The organism is Roseburia sp. AF42-8, assembly GCF_003435965.1.
Taxonomy (GTDB): Bacteria; Bacillota; Clostridia; order Lachnospirales; family Lachnospiraceae; genus Roseburia_C; species Roseburia_C amylophila.
This window is the reverse complement of record NZ_QTVB01000037.1, coordinates 1-20,144: the sequence shown is the minus strand read 5'-3', so window position 1 is coordinate 20,144 and position 20,144 is coordinate 1. Positions and strand designations below refer to the sequence as shown.

Genomic DNA, 20,144 nt, shown 5'->3' with positions numbered 1-20,144 from the left:
TGCTGGATAAATTACAGAATATATATTACAATTAAAAAAATACCGGAGGTACAAAATGGAAAAAGAAGAATTATATCGTTATGTGGATCATACTGCGTTAAAAGCCTTTACCACATGGAAGGACATAGAAAAATTATGTGAAGAAGCAATAAAATACCATACCGCATCGGTCTGTATCCCAAGCTGTTACATCAGCCGGGTAAAAGAAACTTACGGCGATAAAATCAAAATCTGTACCGTAGTAGGATTTCCGTTAGGATATGCGAACACTGAAGGAAAGCTGGCAGAGACAAAGAAAGCATTGGAAGACGGCGCAGACGAAATTGATATGGTAATTAATATCTGCGATGTAAAGAATGGGGCATATCATAAAGTAGAAGAGGAAATCCGTCTTTTAAAAGAGGCAACAGGAGGTAGGATCTTAAAGGTTATTATCGAAACCTGTTATCTTACAAAAGAAGAAAAGATTGCCATGTGCCATGCGGTAACCAATGCCGGAGCAGATTTTATCAAGACATCTACCGGATTTGGAACGGCAGGTGCTACCATGGAAGATGTATTATTAATGAAAGAACACATTGGAGCAGAGGTTAAGATTAAGGCGGCCGGAGGAATCCGTACCAAAGAAGATATGGAAAATTATATTAAGGCAGGCTGTTCACGGCTTGGCACAAGTTCTGCCGTTGATATTCTGGGATAGCAGATATTAAGAGCAATGAAGAATGATAAGATAATGAAAAAAATTGTAAAACAGAAATAATTTAGAAAAGGTGAGTGTCATGGAGACGGACAAAAGACAATTATTAGAAGCGGCAAAAGAAGCCAAAAAATATTCCTATGCACCGTATTCCAATTTTCATGTAGGTGCAGCCCTTTATTGTAAGGATGGCAGTATCTATACCGGATGTAATATCGAGAATGCAGCCTTTACGCCGACAAACTGTGCGGAGCGGACAGCAGTTTTTAAAGCAGTATCGGAAGGAAAAAAAGATTTTCTGGCGATTGCTGTAGTAGGCGATAGGGAAGAACCGCTTACACCTTGTGGTGTCTGCCGGCAGGTGTTGACGGAATTTGTAGATGGAAGCACGTTTGAGGTAATTATGGAAGATGGAGCTGGCGGTATCAAAGTTATGAAATTAGAAGAGCTTTTTCCGGCATCCTTTTCACCGAAAGATCTGCAATCATAAATTGTTCCACAATTTGACAGGAATTTTACATTGAAAAACAACACATATTAGAGTATAATAACAATTACAAAAAGCAGATAGTTTTATGCCTGGGATGTTCGACACGCCTGTTATTTTGAACCTACATTTACTTTAAACGGGATTCCAATATTTCCAATAGGATGTCAGGCCTCCGTTTGCAGTGGAAGGCAGAGTATTGGTTGAGGTTACCCACCTAGCTTTGCTAGGAGTCAAAATACAGGAAACGGCATTTTGGGTATATTTGCTAAAGATAAGGTATGAATAGACGAAAGAATCTTTGTGTACAAAAGAATCATAAGGTACGGAAGATAAACATATAGTATACCAAAGAAGCATGTTTACAAAAGAACCGAAAATACAAAAGAGAAAAAAGAAGCTGCTGAAAAGCAGCTTCTTTTCTGCAACAGGCAATAAAGGAGTTATTATGCGAAAAGTGAAAAGTAAAAAAAGTAATTATCTGTTGCTGTTTTGTGGAGCACTTCTGGTTCTTATACTGGTGGTTCTGATAACGGATACAAAAGGGGAGAAAAATGGATATTCCGAACAATGTGTTTATCGGAATGAGATTCCCTCCTTGCTGCAGTTTACTTATTATTCCAAGGACGAATGGGCTGAGAAACTGCCGCAACAGGGAACACTTACCTATGATGATGTAAGTGGCATTCTGGAATTGCTTCATTTAAAAGAATATATTCCTTTGGATGATTCGAAAAAAAACATTGACCGGGCAGCCTGGTTTGCTATATATGATGAAATTTTAAGTTATCTTGATACCGATACGTCTGTCTTAAAAAAGGACATTCTTGTATTGAAAAAAGAAAAAAAACAGCTTACCACACAGGATGGCACTTATGCCATTATATCCAATCCAAAGTGGTATCAAAAGCTTCACAGTTATGGTGTTTATCTGTTGGAGGATAAAGTAATCGGGGTCGCCGCAAAGGATAAAGAAGATGTGGCATTGAAAAATGCCTATCTCATTTCAAATATAGAAGGAAATCTTACATTTCTTTATCAGGGAACAGAATACCAGCTGCCGGTTGATACCGATGAAGAATTATCAAATGTCGTAGCAGACATTTTTTCAGTGAAAAAGAGATACATAAAATCAGCCGGAAGGAAGATACCATTACCGGAAAGCTGATATCAAAAACAGATACTGCAATGGAGATTAAGGGATATGGACAAGTTGCGATAGATAAAGCCATGAAAATATATGCAACTTATGATGGAATCCGGGAAGTCTCCATGGATGCGCTGATGCTGGAAAACATGGAAATTACATTTGTAGTGGCAGAAAAACAGATCTGTGCCATTCTTTTGACAGAGCCTGCTAAAATAGAAAACATCCGTGTTTTGTTATTAGACAATGATAATATGTTCCGCTCTGACGTATCCTTAGTATCGGATGTGCCGGTGCATCTTTATTATGGAGAAACAGAAACTGTATTAGAAGCAGGCAGCGTGATTACGGCGTCCAATTATGCCAATATACTTGCAACATCGTCTGTTTCATTAGTCGCAGAGGATGGCACATCGCCATTCTATTTTACTGACAATCAGGGCAATCGCATATCTCCGGCTTATGCAGGCAGCATGGAGCTTCGTATGTATCCGGAAGGATATACCGTGGTAAATGTAGTGGATTTAGAATCCTATGTAAAGGGCGTTATTCCAAGCGAGGTTCCATCTTCTTATGGAATGGAAGCCTTAAAAGCACAGGCTGTCTGTGCCAGAAGCTATGCTTATATCCAGATGATGCACAATAAATATGAAGCTTATGGAGCACATGTAGATGACAGTGTGAATTTTCAGGTGTATAATAAGCAGAATCAGACACCGGAAACGGTAGCTGCGGTAGATGAGACGAAAGGTCAGGTACTTTCTTATAAAGGTGATATTATAGAGACTTATTATTATTCCACATCCTATGGCCATACCGGAGATTACGAAGCCTGGAATCTTGATAAAGATGCTTATGGTTATTTGCAGGGCGTCTGGGTGCGCAGTGAAGAAAATCCCATTGATTTATCGGATGAAAAAAGCTTCTTGGATTATATCAGTAACGTAGACAGTGCCTGCTATGAATCGGATTTGAAATATTTCCGTTGGAATACTGTGCTTGATTTCCAGGGAAAAGATGAGACATTGCTTCATACGATAGCCGATAGAAAAGAGCACCAGCCAGAGGCAATTAGTTATTATAAAGATACATCTAAGACGGAAACAACAGACAGTTGCAGCAACTTTGGCTCATTGCAGGCAATAAAGGTGGTAAAACGCAATCAGAGTGGTGTTATTTTAGAACTGGAACTTGATTTCCAGAATGGTGCAGTCAGCGTACAGTCCGAATATAATATGCGTGCAATTTTGGGTTGTGGTATTACGAATATTAACCTTTTGGATGGAAGCAGTGTGGAAATGAGTATTCTGCCCAGTGCTTATATCAGTATACAGGAAAAAGGGGATGGAACTTATGCAGTCCTTGGCGGTGGTTACGGTCATGGCATTGGCATGAGCCAGAATGGGGCACAAAAGCTTTGCGGGCAGGGCTTTGATTATAAAAGGATATTAAATTATTTTTATCAGGATACAGAATTGACTGAGTTATATCAGCCACAAAATACGACGAAGGAAGAAGGGGGTGCATAAGTTTGCTCTGGAAACTGATTGGAAATGTAAAATCATTTTTAGATAAATGTAAACGGGATAATATCAATGCATTTGCAGCACAGGCAGCATTTTTTATCCTCTTATCCAGTATCCCGTTTCTTATGGTGTTCAGTTCCCTTTTGCAGTACACGCCGGTAACGGAAGGGATGATTTTACAGATTGTAAATGAAACAATGCCTGAATATATTGCGCCGTTTCTGGTAAATATTATCAATGAAGTCTATACCAAATCCTTTGGAATCGTATCGATTGCAGCCATTGCAGCAGTGTGGTCGGCAGCCAAGGGTGTGCAGTATATGGCAAATGGGTTGAATGTGGTAAATGATATTGTGGAGACCAGAAACTGGTTTGTTCTCCGTTTCTGGGCGATTATTTATACCGTTGTATTTGTCATTGCTATTGTAATCTCGCTGGTATTACTGGTATTTGGCAAATCATTAGAACATCTTCTGGTGAAGCATATTCCGATAATGACACATATTGTAAGCCTCATATTTGAACGTGGAAGCCTTATTATGATACTGGTGTTAGTCATTCTCTTTGTAGTGATTTTTACATTGATACCAAACCGTAAGGCAACCTTTCGTTCCCAGCTTCCGGGTGCAGTACTTTGTGCCATTGCCTGGTGTGTGTTTTCTGCCGGATTATCTATCTATGTGAATTATTTTAATGGATTTTCCATGTATGGAAGCCTGACTACATTGGTATTAATTATGTTGTGGATGTATTTTTGCATGTATATCCTGATGTTATGTGCGGAATTTAATGTGGTATTCGACGAATATATTGCAGGATTCATACAGCAGAAGAAGGAGCGGAAACGGGATAAAAAATAACTTGAAGTTTTAGAAACCCTGTGGTATTATAACATTTAGTGAAAAAGTAAAAGGCAATGAAAGTGTTCAGTAGGTTATTGTACTTTTTAAAGAGAGAGGAAATCATCGGCTGAAAGTTTCCTTAAGGTAAGGCAGTAATTGAATTTCGCACGGAAGCTGCACAGGTGAATGTTAGTAGTCTGTGACGTGATACGCGTTAAGTATTTATAAGTGTCTAATGATTTAGAAATCAGGGTGGTACCGCGGAGTAATTTCGTCCCTATGGGAAGAAAATGCTTCGCGTTTTTTACGTGAAAAATTCGCAAAGCGTATTTCTCGTAGTTTATTTATGAATGAAATAAAATGATAGAAGGAGATATTATTATGAAAGAAAAGCTGCAGAAAATCAGGGAAGAGGCAATTCATCAGATTGAATCATCCGGCGAACTTGGCAAACTGAATGATGTCAGAGTTGCATTTCTCGGAAAGAAAGGTGAACTCACCGCAGTATTAAAAGGAATGAAGGATGTTGCACCGGAGGACAGACCTCTGGTAGGACAGCTGGTAAACGAGACCAGGGAAGCTATTGAAAAGAAATTAGATGAGACAAAGCAGAAATTAGAAGCTGCCCAGATGGAACTGAAATTAAAACATGAAGTAATTGATGTTACACTTCCGGCTAAAAAGAACCGTGTCGGCCATCGTCATCCGAATACCATTGCATTGGAAGAAGTAGAGCGTATCTTTACCGGTATGGGCTATGAAGTAGTGGAAGGACCGGAAGTAGAATATGATTATTATAACTTTGAAGCGTTAAATATTCCTGCAAATCATCCTGCAAAAGACGAGCAGGATACGTTCTATATTAATGATAAAATCGTGCTTCGTACCCAGACTTCACCGGTACAGGTCCGTGTCATGGAAAAAGGCAAGCTTCCAATCCGTATGATTGCACCGGGAAGAGTATTCCGTGCAGATGAAGTAGATGCAACCCATTCACCATCTTTCCACCAGATTGAGGGAATGGTAATCGATAAGAATATTACATTTGCAGATTTAAAGGGAACGCTGCAGGAGTTTGCAGCCCGTCTGTTCGGACCGGAAACCAAAGTAAAATTCCGTCCGCATCACTTCCCGTTTACAGAGCCAAGTGCAGAGATGGATGTCACCTGCTTTAAATGTGGCGGTAAAGGATGCCGTTTCTGTAAGGGAGAGGGATGGATTGAAATCTTAGGCTGTGGAATGGTTCATCCGAAGGTGCTTCGTATGAGCGGTATTGATCCGGAAGAATATTCAGGATTTGCATTCGGAGTTGGTCTTGAGCGTATTGCTTTATTGAAATATGAAATTGATGATATGCGTCTCTTGTATGAGAATGATGACCGTTTCTTAAGACAGTTTTAATGAACAGGGAAGTTGAAGGGACATGCTTCCTGTAGTCGGAAAGAAAAGAACACAGTAGAGAGTTGATAGAAGGAGAAACAATATGAATACATCATTAAAATGGATAGAAGCTTTGGTTCCGGGACTTAATGTAGATGCACAGGAATATACCGATGCAATGATTCTGTCCGGTTCAAAAGTAGAATTTTACAAGAAAATGGATGCCGATTTAGAGAAAATCGTCGTTGGACAGATTAAGAAAATCGAGCCGCATCCGGATGCTGATAAATTAATTATCTGTCAGGTAGATGTGGGAACAGGTGAGGACGTACAGATTGTAACCGGTGCTCCGAATGTAAAAGAAGGAGATAAAGTTCCGGTTGTATTAGATGGCGGACGTGTTGCCGGTGGACATGATGGAAAGATGACAGAAGGCGGCATCAAAATAAAAAAAGGGAAATTAAGAGGAATTGAGTCCAATGGAATGATGTGCTCCATTGAAGAACTTGGTTCTACCCGTGATATGTATCCGGAAGCTCCGGAATATGGTATCTACATCTTCGCAGAGGATGAGGTAAAACCGGGTGATGATGCAATTAAAGCATTAGGCCTTGACGATACTATTGTGGAATATGAGATTACAAACAACCGTGTAGACTGTTTCTCAATCCTTGGAATTGCCAGAGAAGCAGCAGCAACCTTTAAGAAAGAATTTGTACCGCCGGTTGTAACTGAGACCGGAAATGATGAGGATGTCAATGACTATATTAAAGTAAATGTAGTAGACAAAGAATTATGTCCTCGTTATACCGCCCGTGTGGTAAAGAATATTAAGATTGCTCCATCACCAAAGTGGATGCAGCGCAGACTTGCAGCCCAGGGAATCCGTCCAATCAATAACATTGTGGACATTACCAACTATGTTATGGAAGAATACGGACAGCCGATGCATGCATATGACTGGGATACCATCGAGGGAAAAGAGATTGTTGTAAGACGTGCCGGAAAAGGCGAATTATTTACAACTTTGGATGGTCAGGAGCGTACTTTGGATGAAAACGTTCTGATGATTTGTGATGGCAGGAAAGCAATCGGTATTGCAGGTATTATGGGTGGCGAGAATTCCATGATTACAGACAATGTAAAAACCATGCTTTTTGAAGCTGCATGCTTCGATGGAACCAATATCCGCCTTTCCGGTAAGAAAATCGGGCTTCGTACCGATGCGTCTTCCAAATTTGAAAAAGGTCTGGATCCGAACCTTGCTATGGAAGCTATGAACAGAGCCTGCCAGTTAATCGAAGAATTAGGTGCCGGTGAAGTAGTTGGCGGAGCCATTGATATTTACGAGAATAAGAAAGAGGGCAGACGGATTCCTTTTGAACCGGAGAAATACAATAAATTATTAGGAACCAATGTTAAGCCGGAAGAAATGCTTTCCTATTTTAAACGTCTGGAATTAGGTTATGATAAAGAAACCAATGAAGTATTAGTTCCATCCTGGAGACAGGACTTAGAGTGTGATGCAGACCTTGCAGAAGAGGTAGCAAGATTCTTTGGTTATGCAAACATTCCAACAACCCTGCCAAGCGGAGAAGCTACTACCGGAATGTTATCCTATAAATTAAGAATCGAAGCAATTGCAAGAGAAATTGCAGAGTTCTGCGGTTTTTCACAGGGCATGAATTACTCCTTCGAAAGCCCGAAGGTATTTGATAAATTATTACTTCCGGAAGATTCACCATTACGCCAGACCGTAACAATTTCCAATCCTTTGGGAGAAGATTTCAGTATTATGCGTACCACATCCTTAAATGGAATGCTGACATCTTTATCAACCAACTACAACAGAAGAAATAAAGATGTACGTCTCTATGAATTAGGCAACATTTATCTGCCAAAGAGTGTACCGGTAACGGAACTTCCAGACGAGAGAATGCAGTTTACCCTTGGTATGTATGGTGAAGGTGATTTCTTTACCATGAAGGGCGTGGTAGAAGAATTCTTCTATAAAGTTGGAATGACGATGAAAGCTGAATATGATCCGAAGTCCGGAAGACCTTATCTGCATCCGGGCCGTCAGGCAAACATTGTATATGATGGTAAAGTAGTTGGTTACTTAGGAGAGGTTCATCCGATTGTAGCGGCTAATTACAATATCAAAGACAGAGTATACGTTGCAGTGATTGATATGCCATCTATTATGGATGAAACAACCTTTGACCGTAAATACGAAGGTATTGCCAAATTCCCGGCAGCAACCCGTGATATCAGTATGGTTGTTCCAAAAGAGATTCTTGCAGGAGATATCGAAAAAGTATTCGACAGCAAGGGTGGCGCTTACTTAGAAAGCTACACACTGTTCGATATTTATGAAGGAGCCCAGATTAAACCGGGTTATAAATCTATTGCTTATTCACTGACCTTCCGTGCAAAGGATAAGAACTTAGAGGAAGCAGATTTAAGCGGAGCAATGAACCGCATTGTAAAAGCATTAGAAGCAATGAAGATTGAACTGAGAGCTTAGAAATAGAGGAAAGAAACATGGATGTAAAAGATTTTGATTACGATTTACCGGAGGAACTGATTGCGCAGGATCCTCTGGAGGATCGTTCCAGTTCCAGACTCATGGTCTTAGATAAGAAAACAGGAGATATTGAACATAAAATATTCCGTGATGTAGTAGATTATCTGCAGCCGGGAGACTGTCTTGTGTTAAATAATACCAAGGTAATTCCGGCAAGACTGTTTGGAGTCAAAGAGGGAACGGAAGCCAAAATAGAGATTCTTCTTTTAAAGAGAAAAGAAAATGATATCTGGGAAACACTGGTAAAACCGGGAAAGAAATGTAATCCTGGTGTTAAGATTTCTTTTGGAGAGGGACTTTTGACTGGAGAAGTCTTAGAGGTCGTAGAAGATGGTAACCGGCTGATTCAGTTTCACTATGATGGAATCTTTGAAGAAATTTTAGACCAGCTTGGTCAGATGCCATTGCCGCCTTATATTACCCATCAGTTAAAGGATAAGAACCGTTATCAGACAGTATATGCCAAATATGATGGTTCTGCCGCTGCCCCAACAGCGGGACTTCATTTTACACCGGAATTATTACAGCAGATTCGTGATATGGGCATAGATATAGCAGAAGTTACCCTTCATGTGGGACTTGGCACTTTCCGTCCGGTAAAAGTAGATACCATCGAAGAGCACCATATGCATTCGGAATTCTACCGGATCGAACAGTCGGAAGCCGATAAAATCAATCGTGCCAAAGCAAATGGCCACCGGGTAATTGCCGTGGGAACCACCAGTACAAGAACTTTAGAGTCTGCAGCAGAAGAAGATGGCACCTTACGGGAAAAGAGCGGATGGACGGATATCTTTATCTATCCGGGCTATAAGTTTAAAGTTATAGATGCTCTGATTACGAATTTCCACCTGCCACAGTCTACCCTTGTGATGTTGGTGTCTGCTCTTGCAGGCAGGGAACATATTCTGGCTGCCTATAAGAAAGCAGTAGAAGAAAAATACCGTTTCTTTAGTTTTGGGGATGCTATGCTGATAAAATAATTTCTTATTGTCAGAATTCGAAATATAGGATAAAATAATTTTATTAGCTTTAATCTTGATAGAAGGAGAGGACTATGGACGAGAGAAGAAAACATAAACGATTGGATTTAGATGTATCTGTTCAGCTGGAACGTTTGGATCAGGATGATATTACTACTTTAAAATTTATTCATGTGGTAGTTACCGATATTTCACGTTCCGGAATCGGATTTGTTTCTGACCAGAATTTGAAAGTTGGAACCTACTATGATACCAAGATTCAGATTTGGACGAAAGAGGTCATTGATGCGGTACTTGAGATTGTCAGATGTGACCCGAAGGGGGACGGAACTTATAAATATGGCTGTGTATTTGTTGGAATGTCAGATACCGATGCATTAAAAATTGATATTTATCAGATTTTCAATGATGTCTAAAAGATAAACTTAGATATAAAAACTATGTTGTAAAAGAAAACCATGGAACTTTTTTCCATGGTTTTTTTGATATTATCAAGCATTTGTAAAGAACTGCCAGTGATAGACACTGTATGTTTTAAACTGATTTATATTTTAGATGTACAATTTCTGCAAATCTTTGTAGAAATCAGGGTAAGAAACCTCTGCAATTTCAGAATGCTCTAATTCGATACCACCATCAATATTTAGCGCAGCAATGGCAAAGCTCATGGCAATCCGGTGGTCAAGTCCTGCATCTATGGCTGCGGTGTGTAAGGTCTTTCCGCCGTGAATAATCATGCCATCATCCGTTGGGGTAACATCACAGCCTAATAACTTTAAGTTATCTGTTACCGTAAGAATACGGTCGGTTTCCTTTACCTTAAGTTCTGCAGCATCCCGGATAATGGTGATTCCTTCTGCAAAGGCTGCCATAACAGCAATCACAGGGATTTCATCAATTAAAGTCGGGATGAGTTCCCCTTCCACCACGGTACCATGAAGTGAACTGCCTTTTACCAGAAGGTCGCAGACCGGCTCACCGGATGCAGTTCTTGGATTCAGCCGTTCGATGGAGCCGCCCATTGCTTTGGCAACCTTTAAGATGCCGTCTCTTGTGGGATTGACTCCAACATTGCGGATTAAGACTTCGGAACCAGGAGTAAGTAACGCTGCCGCAATAAAATAGGCTGCCGAAGAAATATCTCCAGGAACTTCCACTTTCAGTCCGTTTAAAACAGGATCCGGTGCAATGGATGCAGTTGTTCCTTCAGAGGTGACTTTAGCACCGAAAGAGCGAAGCATTAGTTCTGTGTGGTTGCGGGAGAGTACCGGTTCCGTTACGCTGGTAATTCCGTCCGCATATAAGCCGGCTAAAAGGATACAGGATTTTACCTGGGCAGATGCAACCTTTGAAGTATAATCAATGGCATGTAATTCATGTCCGGTTATTTTTAAAGGAACACAGTTGTTATCCTTTAAACTTTCGATATCTGCCTGCATGAGACGAAGTGGTTCCATGATACGCTTCATGGGACGGGTGCGAAGGGAATCATCCCCATCTAACTGGCTGACAAATGGATTACCGGCTAAGATACCAGAAATCAGCCGGGTAGTAGTTCCACTGTTCCCCGCGTCTAAGATATGCTGTGGCTCCTTTAGACCGTGTAATCCTTTTCCATGGACAAGGACACGGCTTTTTTCCCGTTCAATTTCAATGCCCATTTCCTGAAAGCAGGAAATCGTAGAAAGACAGTCGGCACCCTCTAAAAAATTGGTGATTTCGGTTGTGCCGTTGGAAAGCGAACCAAACATAATTGCACGATGGGAAATGGATTTGTCTCCCGGAATATTTATTTCTCCATGTAAGGCATGGGCTTTTTTGATCTGCATAATAAAATCCTTTCTGGATGTATTCTGAAATATTGTCAATATTTTATCTAAATATTATCGTTCATAAACCGTATAGTGATATTTGCGAAGCAGTGCAATGGCACAGTTAAGTGCTTCTTCTTCATATAATTCAATACGAAGTACACCGTTTTCAAATTCACGGTTATGGATAATTCCAATATTTTTAATACTGATATTGTTGCTGGCAAGAATCGTAGCAATGGTTGCAATTCCACCGGCTTCATCAATCAGATCACAATAACATTCAAAGACTTTACGCAATGGACCGGAAGAAGTAATGGTGATAGAATCCCGGTAATCCTTGGCATGAGAGAAGAAATCATAGATTTCCGTTTCTTTTTTTTCTGCAATCAGACTACGCATGGTATTTAATTCTTCCGTATAGCAGTCAATGAGTGTTAAAATCTGCTCCCGGTTAGAGGCACAGATATGCTGCCACATTACAGGAGAAGAGGATGCAATTCTTGTAATATCTTTAAATCCGCCTGCTGCAATCGTCTTCATCGTCTCATTTTCATCATCGGTTTCACGAATCAGATTCACAAGACTTGCTGCAATAATATGCGGCAGATGACTGATAGAAGCGGTTGCATGGTCATGGGTTTTCGCATCCATAATCATAGGAACTGAGCCTAAGGATGCAATATAATCCCGGAACGCATGAAGCACTGCGGTATCAGTTTTGGCAGTCGGGGTTAAAATATAATAAGCATTTTCCAATAAATAGGCGGTTGCAGCCTGATAGCCGGTCTTTTCAGAACCTGCCATAGGATGTCCGCCAATAAAAAAGGATTCTAAATCAAGGGCGGTAATACTTTCGTGAATATCTCCCTTGACACTTCCTACATCAGAAAGAATACAGCCCTTTTTCAAAAAGGGCTTTAATTCTTTTATGTATTCAATATTTTTCTGTACCGGACAGCAGAGAAAGATAATATCACAGTCGGAGAAATCTTTCATTGCAAGCAGCGTATCATTGGAAATAGTATGGTCCTCAAAAGCTGCAGTTATGGTAGAAAGATGACCGGATGTGGCAATCAGTTCTGTTTCCGGGTAAATGCGTTTTATGGTCTTAGCCATCGAACCGCCGATAAGACCAAGACCAATAAAACCGATTTTCTTAAAGTCCATGTTACATTAAGCTCCTTCCGCTTAAGGAAATATATGGTTTGATATGTTCCATAACAGAATCGAACTGTTCGAAGTTCAGAGACTGCGGACCATCGGAAAGTGCATGTGCAGGGTCATTATGTACTTCAATCATCAGACCATCGGCACCGCAGGCAATACCGGCTTTAGCAAGCGGCTCAACGAAAGAGCGGACACCGGTTGCATGGCTTGGGTCAACGATGACCGGAAGATGGGTACGTTCCTTTAAGACACATACTGCACTTAAGTCTAAGGTATTTCTGGTGGAAGTCTCAAAAGTACGGATACCACGTTCACATAATGCAACGTTTGGACTTCCGGAAGAGATAATATATTCTGCTGCATTCAGCCATTCATCAATCGTAGCAGACAGACCTCTCTTTAATAAGACAGGAAGACCGGCACGGCCAACTTCTTTTAATAATTCGAAGTTCTGCATATTTCTGGCACCGACCTGAAGCATGCTGACATATTTTACAGCAGATTCTACGGCATGTGCACTGGTTACTTCACAAATGGTTGCAAGACCTGTTTCATCAGAAGCGGTCTTCATATATTTTAAACCTTCTTCCTCAAGACCCTGGAAAGAGTATGGGGAAGTACGAGGCTTGTAAGCACCACCACGAAGAATGGTTGCTCCTGCCTTCTTGACTGCACGGGCAATGCAAAGAAGCTGTTCTTCTGTTTCGACGGCACAGGGACCAGCCATAATTGTCATGGTATCAGGACCGATTACGGTATCCTTAACCTTGAAGCTGGTTGGCTGTGGGTGGAACTTCTTATTGGCAAGCTTGTAGCTTTCGGTAATTGGAACTACCTTTTCTACTTCAGGGCTGGCTTCAATGCGCTGAATATCTAATTTGGTTTTATCGCCGACAACTCCGATAATGGTAACTTCTTCCCCATGGGAAAGATGTGTTTTTAATCCTTCTTTTTCCACTGCATCTACAATTTTATCTACATCCTGTGGAAGAGCGGATGGTTTCATAACAATAATCATAATTTATAATCCTCACTTAAAAAAATGTCACCTGACCGGACTATTATAATATGAGAAGAAACGGAATGCAACCGCATCTCTCCGGTGGTGCATGTATACTATAACGGAATCAGAATATAATGTCAATACTTTAAAGCGTTAAAGTTTAACGTACGAAAATATAAAATTTCACAATAAAATTATCAAAAATAGTGCAAAATGTTTACTACACATTTACAATTCATTCATAAATGTTGTGTATAATACATAATATAGTTGAAGAAAATAACTTGATTTAGTAAAATATATACATAAATCTATAGTACAGGAGGAATAACATATGGAAGTATTTACAACGGACAGAATCAGAAACGTCGTGCTTTTAGGACATGGTGGAGCGGGAAAGACCAGTCTGGTGGAAGCAATGGCATATTTATCCGGCATGACAACCCGTATGGGAAAGATTTCTGATGGAAATACTATCAGTGATTTTGATAAAGAAGAAATCAAAAGACAGTTTTCCATCCATACTTCGGTTGTTCCGGTTATCTGGGATAATACCAAGATTAATTTCTTAGATACTCCGGGATATTTCGACTTTGTCGGTGAAGTGGAAGAAGCAGTCAGTGCCGCAGATGCAGCAATTATCGTGGTATCCGGCAAGAACGGAATTGAAGTGGGTACGAAGAAAGCCTGGGACATCTGCGAGAAATACAATCTTCCGAGAATGATATTTGTTACGGAGATGGATATTGATAATGCAAGCTTCCGGCAGGTAGTAGAAGATTTACAGCAGTTATATGGCAAGCGGATTGCTCCATTCCATCTGCCGATTCGTGAAAACGAGAAATTTGTAGGCTATATCAATGTGGTTCGTAAGAGTGCCCAGAGATGGAATGATAAGGGTGAAGTAGTAGAATGTGAGATTCCGGAATACAGCCAGAATAACCTTGGAATCTGTACCGATGCCCTGATGGAAGCGGTAGCAGAAACCAGTGAAGAATTCATGGAGCGGTATTTTAATGGTGATGAATTCTCAGAAAACGAAATACGTCAGGCACTTCGCGTGAATGTGGCGGATGCCAGCATGGTTCCGGTTTCCATGGGTTCCAGTATTCTTGCACAGGGTATGTACACCTTGTTAGATGACATTATAAAATACTTCCCAAGCCCGGATAAGCGTTCCTGTACCGGAATCAATGCCAAGAGCAATGAAGTATATTCTGCAGATTATGATTTCTCAAAGCCAAAATCAGCATATATTTTTAAAACAATTGTAGACCCGTTTATTGGAAAATATTCTCTGATAAAAGTAAATTCCGGTGTGTTAAAAACCGATGATTTGCTTTTTAATCATCATCGGGATACAGAAGGCAGGATTGGAAAGCTCTATGTAATGTGCGGCAGCAAACCACAGGAAGTACCGGAGCTTCATGCCGGAGATATCGGAGCATTAGCAAAGCTTTCCGGAGCTATGACAACCGATTCCCTGTCTACAAAAGCCAATCCGATACTCTTTATCCGGACAAGTATTTCAGAGCCATATACCGGCATGAGGTATAAAGCAAAGAATAAAGGTGATGAAGATAAAATTTCCCAGGCACTGCAGAAAATCATGCAGGAAGACTTAACCATTAAGACGGTAAATGACAGTGCTAATCACCAGACACTGATTTATGGTATCGGGGAACAGCAGTTGGAGGTTCTGGTAGAAACCTTAAAAAATAAATATAAAGTAGAGATTGAACTGAGCCGTCCGAAGGTTGCATTCCGTGAAACCATCCGAGGAACCTCAGATGTGGAATATAAATATAAGAAACAGTCTGGTGGACATGGCCAGTATGGACATGTAAAGATGCGTTTTTCACCATCGGGAAATCTTGAGGAAGCTTATGAGTTTTCGCAGGAAGTGGTTGGCGGAGCGGTTCCGAAGAATTTCTTCCCTGCAGTAGAAAAAGGGCTTCAGGAGGGCGTGCAGAAAGGACCTTTGGCGGCATATCCGGTACTTGGTATCAAGGCAGTGCTTTATGACGGTTCCTATCATGCAGTAGATTCTTCGGAAATGGCATTTAAGGTTGCTGCAAGAGAAGCCTTAAAGAAAGGAATCTTAGAAGCAAAGCCGGTGCTTTTAGAACCGATTGCCAGCCTTAAGATTACATTACCAGACGTTTATACCGGAGATGTAATGGGAGATTTAAATAAGAAGCGGGCAAGAGTTCTTGGCATGACACCGGATAACAAAGGAGCCACCGAGATTTTAGCGGATATTCCTTATATTGAATTATATGGTTATGGCACAAGACTTCGTTCCATGACACAGGGAAGCGGAGATTTCTCCTACCAGTTTGCCAGATACGAACAGGCACCGGAGGAAGTCGCAAGGGTACAGATGGAAGAACGGGCATCCAAGCTTGCTTCAGAAGAAGATAAATAGTGTAGTGAGATAAGTGTAATGAGAAAAAATATCTGTTAAGACAAACGGATGACGAAAGAGAGGTGGTGGTGACATGGGAAAGAAAAGAACTTTTTTTGCAATTGTTTTGATTATTGCGCTGTTTTTCGATAATTCGCAGTTTTCAGAAGCAAAAGCACTTCGTTCTCTGCCAATCACTACCTCTCTTTATTACAGCATGGAGCCGGAAGATGCCAATGTATTAAAGGAAGATTATGATATCACCTATTACTTAAATGGTGGAATCCCTTCTTCTGATTTGACTTATAACTATATTATAGAAGAACTTCCTCTAACCCTTGATATACCGGAAAAACCGGGATATAATTTCGCTGGCTGGTATACCGAAAGCAGTTATCAGAATAAGATTACAGAGATAAACATTGATAATTTCGGAGACGTATCGTTATACGCAAAATGGACCAAGAAGATTGATTCTTCTTACAGCGTGGAAATGTATCCATATTCCACGGCATCACAGATGAGCGGAAATGACCGGATGTTAAAGGATTGTGGATTCAGCTTTGCCTATGATGTAAATATTCCGGGAATGCCATCCACCAGGGAACAGGATTATGCACAGAATATGACATCCACGGACAACCAGTGTCCGCAGGGAATTTGTATTACCGAAGATTATTATATGATTACAGCATATAATACGGATGATTCGGAAAGCCTTGGAGCCCTTTATATCTTTGACAAAGAGACCGGAGAATATATGGTTACCCTTGGCATGAAAAAGAACAGCCATCTTGGAGGACTTACCTACGATGGAAGAAATGTCTGGATCTGCCATTCGGACACAAGGTCTTTGGAACGGCTTAGTTACAGTTATATAAAAAAGATTGCAGAGTCCAAACCGAAGATTTTTGTGGATGCCACCGGAATGTTTGAAGAATACCGTGTAGCGAATATGCCATCCTGCATTACCTGGCATGATGGAATTCTCTGGGTAGCAACACACAATGCCTTATTCAAATCCATTATGATTTCTTATAAATATCAGGATGGAGAACTGATGGAACAGCAGCGCTACCAGATACCGGAAAAGGTGCAGGGAATTGCTTTTGATGAACAGGACAGAGTGTATTTAAGCACATCCTATGGAAGAAGCAATTCATCCTATTTAAAGATTTACCAGAATGTAGATGCAATGGATACAAAGCCGCGGGCACCGGAACTTAAGGTGGAAATGCCACCATGTTCCGAAGAAATTAATTATGCAGACGGCAATATCTATGTGCTGTTTGAATCGGCAAGCTCGAAATATTTTGAAGGCACAGACGGAAAAGGGAAGAGCATTTGTCCGATAGACCGGATTCTTACAATTGATACAAATACCATTTTTCCTTGACAAATTGAGGGCATGTGATAGAATTTTATGAGTATAAGTCTCTAAAAAGGCATTCTATCAGCATGTCCTTATTTTATGGACGAAAGCTGTTTTAATTAGGAGGAATTGAAGATGTCACAAACAACAGTACCGTATAATCACAGAGCGGTAGAGCAGAAATGGCGTAAAGTCTGGGAAGATAAGCCAATTAACGTAAATGATGGCAAGAAGCCGAAATACTATTGTCTGGATATGTTTCCATACCCATCCGGAAACGGACTCCATGTAGGTCACTGGAGAGGCTATGTAATATCTGATGTATGGAGCCGCTATAAGCTTATGCATGGATATTATGTCATTCACCCGATGGGATGGGATGCATTTGGTCTTCCGGCAGAGAACTACGCAATTAAGATGGGTGTTCATCCGGAAAAATCTACCGCTGAAAATATCAGGAATATCAAGCGTCAGATTCAGGAAATTGCTGCAATCTATGACTGGGATATGGAAGTAAATACCACCGATCCTGAATTCTACAAATGGACACAGTGGATTTTTGTAAAAATGTTTAAAGCCGGACTTGCTTATGAGAAAGAGATGCCAATTAACTGGTGCCCATCCTGTAAGACTGGTCTTGCCAATGAAGAAGTTGTAAATGGTAAATGTGAGCGTTGTGGTGCTGATGTTACCAAGAAGAACTTAAAGCAGTGGATGCTTAAGATTACCAAATATGCTGATCGTCTTCTTGCAGACCTTGATAAACTTGACTGGCCGGAAAAGGTTAAGAAAATGCAGACGGACTGGATTGGTAAGAGTAATGGAGCAGAAGTCAACTTTAAGGTGGATGGAAGCGATAAAGAGATTACTGTTTATACCACAAGACCGGATACTCTTCACGGAGCAACCTTTATGGTACTTGCACCGGAGCATGCTTTGGCAAAAGAGCTTGCAACTGATGAGACAAGAGCTGCAGTAGAGGATTATATCTATCAGTCATCCCTGAAATCTTCTGTAGATCGTTTGCAGGATAAAGAAAAGACTGGTGTATTTACCGGTTCTTATGCAATCAATCCGCTGAATGGTGCAAAGGTTCCAATCTGGCTTTCTGATTATGTATTAGCTGATTATGGTACCGGAGCAATTATGTGTGTTCCTGCACATGATGACCGTGACTTTGAATTTGCAAAGAAATTCAATATTCCAATCATCCAGGTTATTGCCAAAGATGGTAAGGAAATTGAAAATATGACCGAAGCTTATACCGAAGCAAAAGGTATTATGATTAACTCTGGTGACTGGAATGGAATGGAGTCATCCGTTCTTAAGAAAGAAGCTCCGGAAATGATTGAAAAGATGGGCTTTGGTAAGAAGACAACCAACTATAAATTAAGAGACTGGGTATTCTCCCGCCAGCGTTACTGGGGCGAGCCAATTCCAATCGTACATTGTCCGGATTGTGGAGCAGTTCCGGTTCCGGAAGAAGAGCTTCCATTACTGTTACCAGAGGTTGAATCTTATCAGCCGACAGGTACCGGAGAATCACCGTTGGCAGATATTACGGAGTGGGTAAATACCACATGTCCTTGCTGTGGTAAGCCTGCAAAACGTGAGACCAATACCATGCCTCAGTGGGCAGGTTCATCCTGGTATTTCTTACGTTATGTAGATAACAAGAACAAAGATGAATTAGTAAGCCGCGAGAAAGCAGATAAATATCTTCCAGTTGATATGTATATCGGTGGAGTAGAGCATGCAGTACTGCATCTTCTGTATTCCCGTTTCTATACCAAATTCTTATATGATATCGGAGTAATTGACTTTGATGAGCCATTTACCAAACTGTTTAATCAGGGTATGATTACCGGTAAGAATGGTATCAAGATGAGTAAATCTAAAGGAAATGTCGTCTCACCGGATGATCTGGTTCGTGACTACGGCTGTGATTCCTTAAGATTATATGAGCTGTTTGTTGGACCACCGGAATTGGATTCTGAGTGGGATGATCGTGGAATCGATGGTGTATACCGTTTCATCACCAGATTCTGGAATCTTGTAATGAGCCAGAAGGATGCAGATGTTGCTGAGACTAAAGAACTGGTTAAGATTCGTCATAAACTGGTATATGATATTACCCAGAGACTGGAAAGCTTCAGCTTAAATACTGTAATTTCAGGATTCATGGAATACAACAACAAACTGATCGACCTTTCCAAGAAGGGCGGCGTAGATAAGAAGACACTTGAAACTTATGTGCTTCTTCTTGCTCCATTTGCACCACATATTGCAGAAGAACTGTGGAGCGAGCTTGGTCATGATACTTCTGTATTTGCAGAAAGATGGCCGGAGTATGATAAAGATGCAATGGAAGATGATGAAGTTGAAATTGCAGTACAGATTAACGGCAAGACAAAGGGTGTTGTCAGCATTGCAAAAGATGCTTCCAAAGAGGATGCACTTGCTGCAGGAAAAGCTGCAATTGCAGATAAGCTTACCGGCAATGTGATCAAAGAGATTTATGTACCGGGCAAAATTATTAACATTGTAATGAAATAATTGAGAAGAAATTCTCACAACAGAATAAAGTGCTTGGAAATATTGAAAAGTTCGCTTAAAATCAAGGTTTGCAGACATTTTTCTTCAAAGAAAAGGTATCATAGAATACCGCATAATATCGTAACAGATTTTTAAAATGGAGTAAATTTGGAGTAAAAGTTGAAAGAAAATGGAGT

15 protein-coding genes, 1 other RNA gene and 1 other annotated feature are annotated in these 20,144 nt (G+C 40.6%); of the genes, 13 read left to right on the top strand and 3 right to left on the bottom strand.

All coding sequences use genetic code 11. The annotated features are described in order from the left end of the window. Window positions 1-55 precede the first annotated feature (55 nt). The 10 genes from deoC to DW059_RS12345 all read left to right on the top strand — a co-directional run bounded on the left by deoC (window position 56) and on the right by DW059_RS12345 (window position 10,065). On the top strand, window positions 56-700 hold the full coding sequence (gene deoC, locus DW059_RS12390) for a deoxyribose-phosphate aldolase (protein WP_117699001.1): 645 nt from the start codon (window positions 56-58) through the stop codon (window positions 698-700). Between the two features lie 79 nt (window positions 701-779). Further along, window positions 780-1,187, top strand: a complete 408-nt coding sequence (locus DW059_RS12385) for a cytidine deaminase (RefSeq protein WP_022243882.1) — start codon at window positions 780-782, stop codon at window positions 1,185-1,187. 83 nt (window positions 1,188-1,270) lie between these two features. Next, a non-coding RNA gene (ssrS, locus tag DW059_RS12380) (6S RNA) lies at window positions 1,271-1,450 on the top strand. Window positions 1,451-1,632: 182 nt separating this feature from the next. Continuing rightward, complete coding sequence (locus tag DW059_RS12375) at window positions 1,633-2,352, top strand: hypothetical protein (RefSeq protein WP_147326055.1); 720 nt, start codon at window positions 1,633-1,635, stop codon at window positions 2,350-2,352. Window positions 2,353-2,372: 20 nt separating this feature from the next. Beyond that, on the top strand, window positions 2,373-3,860 hold the full coding sequence (locus tag DW059_RS12370) for a SpoIID/LytB domain-containing protein (protein WP_117698999.1): 1,488 nt from the start codon (window positions 2,373-2,375) through the stop codon (window positions 3,858-3,860). 2 nt (window positions 3,861-3,862) lie between these two features. Next, window positions 3,863-4,717: a YihY/virulence factor BrkB family protein gene (locus DW059_RS12365; protein WP_117698998.1), complete on the top strand. Its 855-nt coding sequence runs from the start codon at window positions 3,863-3,865 to the stop codon at window positions 4,715-4,717. Window positions 4,718-4,764: 47 nt separating this feature from the next. Beyond that, window positions 4,765-4,981: a binding site (T-box leader), on the top strand. A 99-nt stretch (window positions 4,982-5,080) separates the two neighbouring features. Then, entirely contained in the window at window positions 5,081-6,100 is a 1,020-nt protein-coding gene (gene pheS, locus DW059_RS12360) for a phenylalanine--tRNA ligase subunit alpha (RefSeq protein WP_117698997.1), read from the top strand. 82 nt (window positions 6,101-6,182) lie between these two features. Continuing rightward, window positions 6,183-8,606: a phenylalanine--tRNA ligase subunit beta gene (pheT, locus tag DW059_RS12355; RefSeq protein ID WP_117698996.1), complete on the top strand. Its 2,424-nt coding sequence runs from the start codon at window positions 6,183-6,185 to the stop codon at window positions 8,604-8,606. 17 nt (window positions 8,607-8,623) lie between these two features. Then, on the top strand, window positions 8,624-9,649 hold the full coding sequence (queA, locus tag DW059_RS12350; protein WP_117698995.1) for a tRNA preQ1(34) S-adenosylmethionine ribosyltransferase-isomerase QueA: 1,026 nt from the start codon (window positions 8,624-8,626) through the stop codon (window positions 9,647-9,649). A 74-nt stretch (window positions 9,650-9,723) separates the two neighbouring features. After that, the gene (locus DW059_RS12345; protein ID WP_022243876.1) at window positions 9,724-10,065 is read left to right on the top strand and encodes a PilZ domain-containing protein; all 342 of its coding nucleotides are present in this window, start codon (window positions 9,724-9,726) and stop codon (window positions 10,063-10,065) included. Window positions 10,066-10,200: 135 nt separating this feature from the next. On the opposite strand, the gene aroA is transcribed toward DW059_RS12345, so the two are convergent. From aroA to aroF, 3 genes are read right to left on the bottom strand one after another with little or no spacing between them, the layout of a single operon-like run. After that, entirely contained in the window at window positions 10,201-11,478 is a 1,278-nt protein-coding gene (gene aroA / locus DW059_RS12340) for a 3-phosphoshikimate 1-carboxyvinyltransferase (RefSeq protein ID WP_117698994.1), read from the bottom strand. 54 nt (window positions 11,479-11,532) lie between these two features. Next, the gene (locus DW059_RS12335) at window positions 11,533-12,630 is read right to left on the bottom strand and encodes a prephenate dehydrogenase (RefSeq protein ID WP_117698993.1); all 1,098 of its coding nucleotides are present in this window, start codon (window positions 12,628-12,630) and stop codon (window positions 11,533-11,535) included. 1 nt (window position 12,631) lies between these two features. Beyond that, complete coding sequence (gene aroF / locus DW059_RS12330; RefSeq protein ID WP_022243873.1) at window positions 12,632-13,648, bottom strand: 3-deoxy-7-phosphoheptulonate synthase; 1,017 nt, start codon at window positions 13,646-13,648, stop codon at window positions 12,632-12,634. 319 nt (window positions 13,649-13,967) lie between these two features. Here aroF and DW059_RS12325 point away from each other — a divergent pair, with 319 nt between their 5' ends. The 3 genes from DW059_RS12325 to leuS all read left to right on the top strand — a co-directional run bounded on the left by DW059_RS12325 (window position 13,968) and on the right by leuS (window position 19,968). Continuing rightward, window positions 13,968-16,061 (top strand): elongation factor G, encoded by a 2,094-nt coding sequence (locus tag DW059_RS12325; RefSeq protein WP_117698992.1) that lies wholly within the window; start codon window positions 13,968-13,970, stop codon window positions 16,059-16,061. A 73-nt stretch (window positions 16,062-16,134) separates the two neighbouring features. Then, the gene (locus tag DW059_RS12320; RefSeq protein ID WP_117698991.1) at window positions 16,135-17,436 is read left to right on the top strand and encodes an InlB B-repeat-containing protein; all 1,302 of its coding nucleotides are present in this window, start codon (window positions 16,135-16,137) and stop codon (window positions 17,434-17,436) included. 111 nt (window positions 17,437-17,547) lie between these two features. Then, window positions 17,548-19,968, top strand: coding sequence for a leucine--tRNA ligase (leuS, locus tag DW059_RS12315; protein WP_117698990.1), 2,421 nt, complete (start codon window positions 17,548-17,550; stop codon window positions 19,966-19,968). Window positions 19,969-20,144 lie beyond the last annotated feature (176 nt).

Excerpts from the sequence above, each read along its gene's own strand:
- DW059_RS12370 (WP_117698999.1), top strand. The coding sequence starts at position 2,373 with ATGGAGATTAAGGGATATGGACAAGTTGCGATAGATAAAGCCATGAAA.
- DW059_RS12345 (WP_022243876.1), top strand. The coding sequence starts at position 9,724 with ATGGACGAGAGAAGAAAACATAAACGATTGGATTTAGATGTATCTGTT.
- leuS (WP_117698990.1), top strand. The coding sequence starts at position 17,548 with ATGTCACAAACAACAGTACCGTATAATCACAGAGCGGTAGAGCAGAAA.
- pheT (WP_117698996.1), top strand. The coding sequence starts at position 6,183 with ATGAATACATCATTAAAATGGATAGAAGCTTTGGTTCCGGGACTTAAT.
- deoC (WP_117699001.1), top strand. The coding sequence starts at position 56 with ATGGAAAAAGAAGAATTATATCGTTATGTGGATCATACTGCGTTAAAA.
- DW059_RS12335 (WP_117698993.1), bottom strand. The coding sequence starts at position 12,630 with ATGGACTTTAAGAAAATCGGTTTTATTGGTCTTGGTCTTATCGGCGGT.
- aroA (WP_117698994.1), bottom strand. The coding sequence starts at position 11,478 with ATGCAGATCAAAAAAGCCCATGCCTTACATGGAGAAATAAATATTCCG.
- aroF (WP_022243873.1), bottom strand. The coding sequence starts at position 13,648 with ATGATTATTGTTATGAAACCATCCGCTCTTCCACAGGATGTAGATAAA.
- DW059_RS12385 (WP_022243882.1), top strand. The coding sequence starts at position 780 with ATGGAGACGGACAAAAGACAATTATTAGAAGCGGCAAAAGAAGCCAAA.
- DW059_RS12375 (WP_147326055.1), top strand. The coding sequence starts at position 1,633 with ATGCGAAAAGTGAAAAGTAAAAAAAGTAATTATCTGTTGCTGTTTTGT.
- pheS (WP_117698997.1), top strand. The coding sequence starts at position 5,081 with ATGAAAGAAAAGCTGCAGAAAATCAGGGAAGAGGCAATTCATCAGATT.
- queA (WP_117698995.1), top strand. The coding sequence starts at position 8,624 with ATGGATGTAAAAGATTTTGATTACGATTTACCGGAGGAACTGATTGCG.
- DW059_RS12325 (WP_117698992.1), top strand. The coding sequence starts at position 13,968 with ATGGAAGTATTTACAACGGACAGAATCAGAAACGTCGTGCTTTTAGGA.
- DW059_RS12320 (WP_117698991.1), top strand. The coding sequence starts at position 16,135 with ATGGGAAAGAAAAGAACTTTTTTTGCAATTGTTTTGATTATTGCGCTG.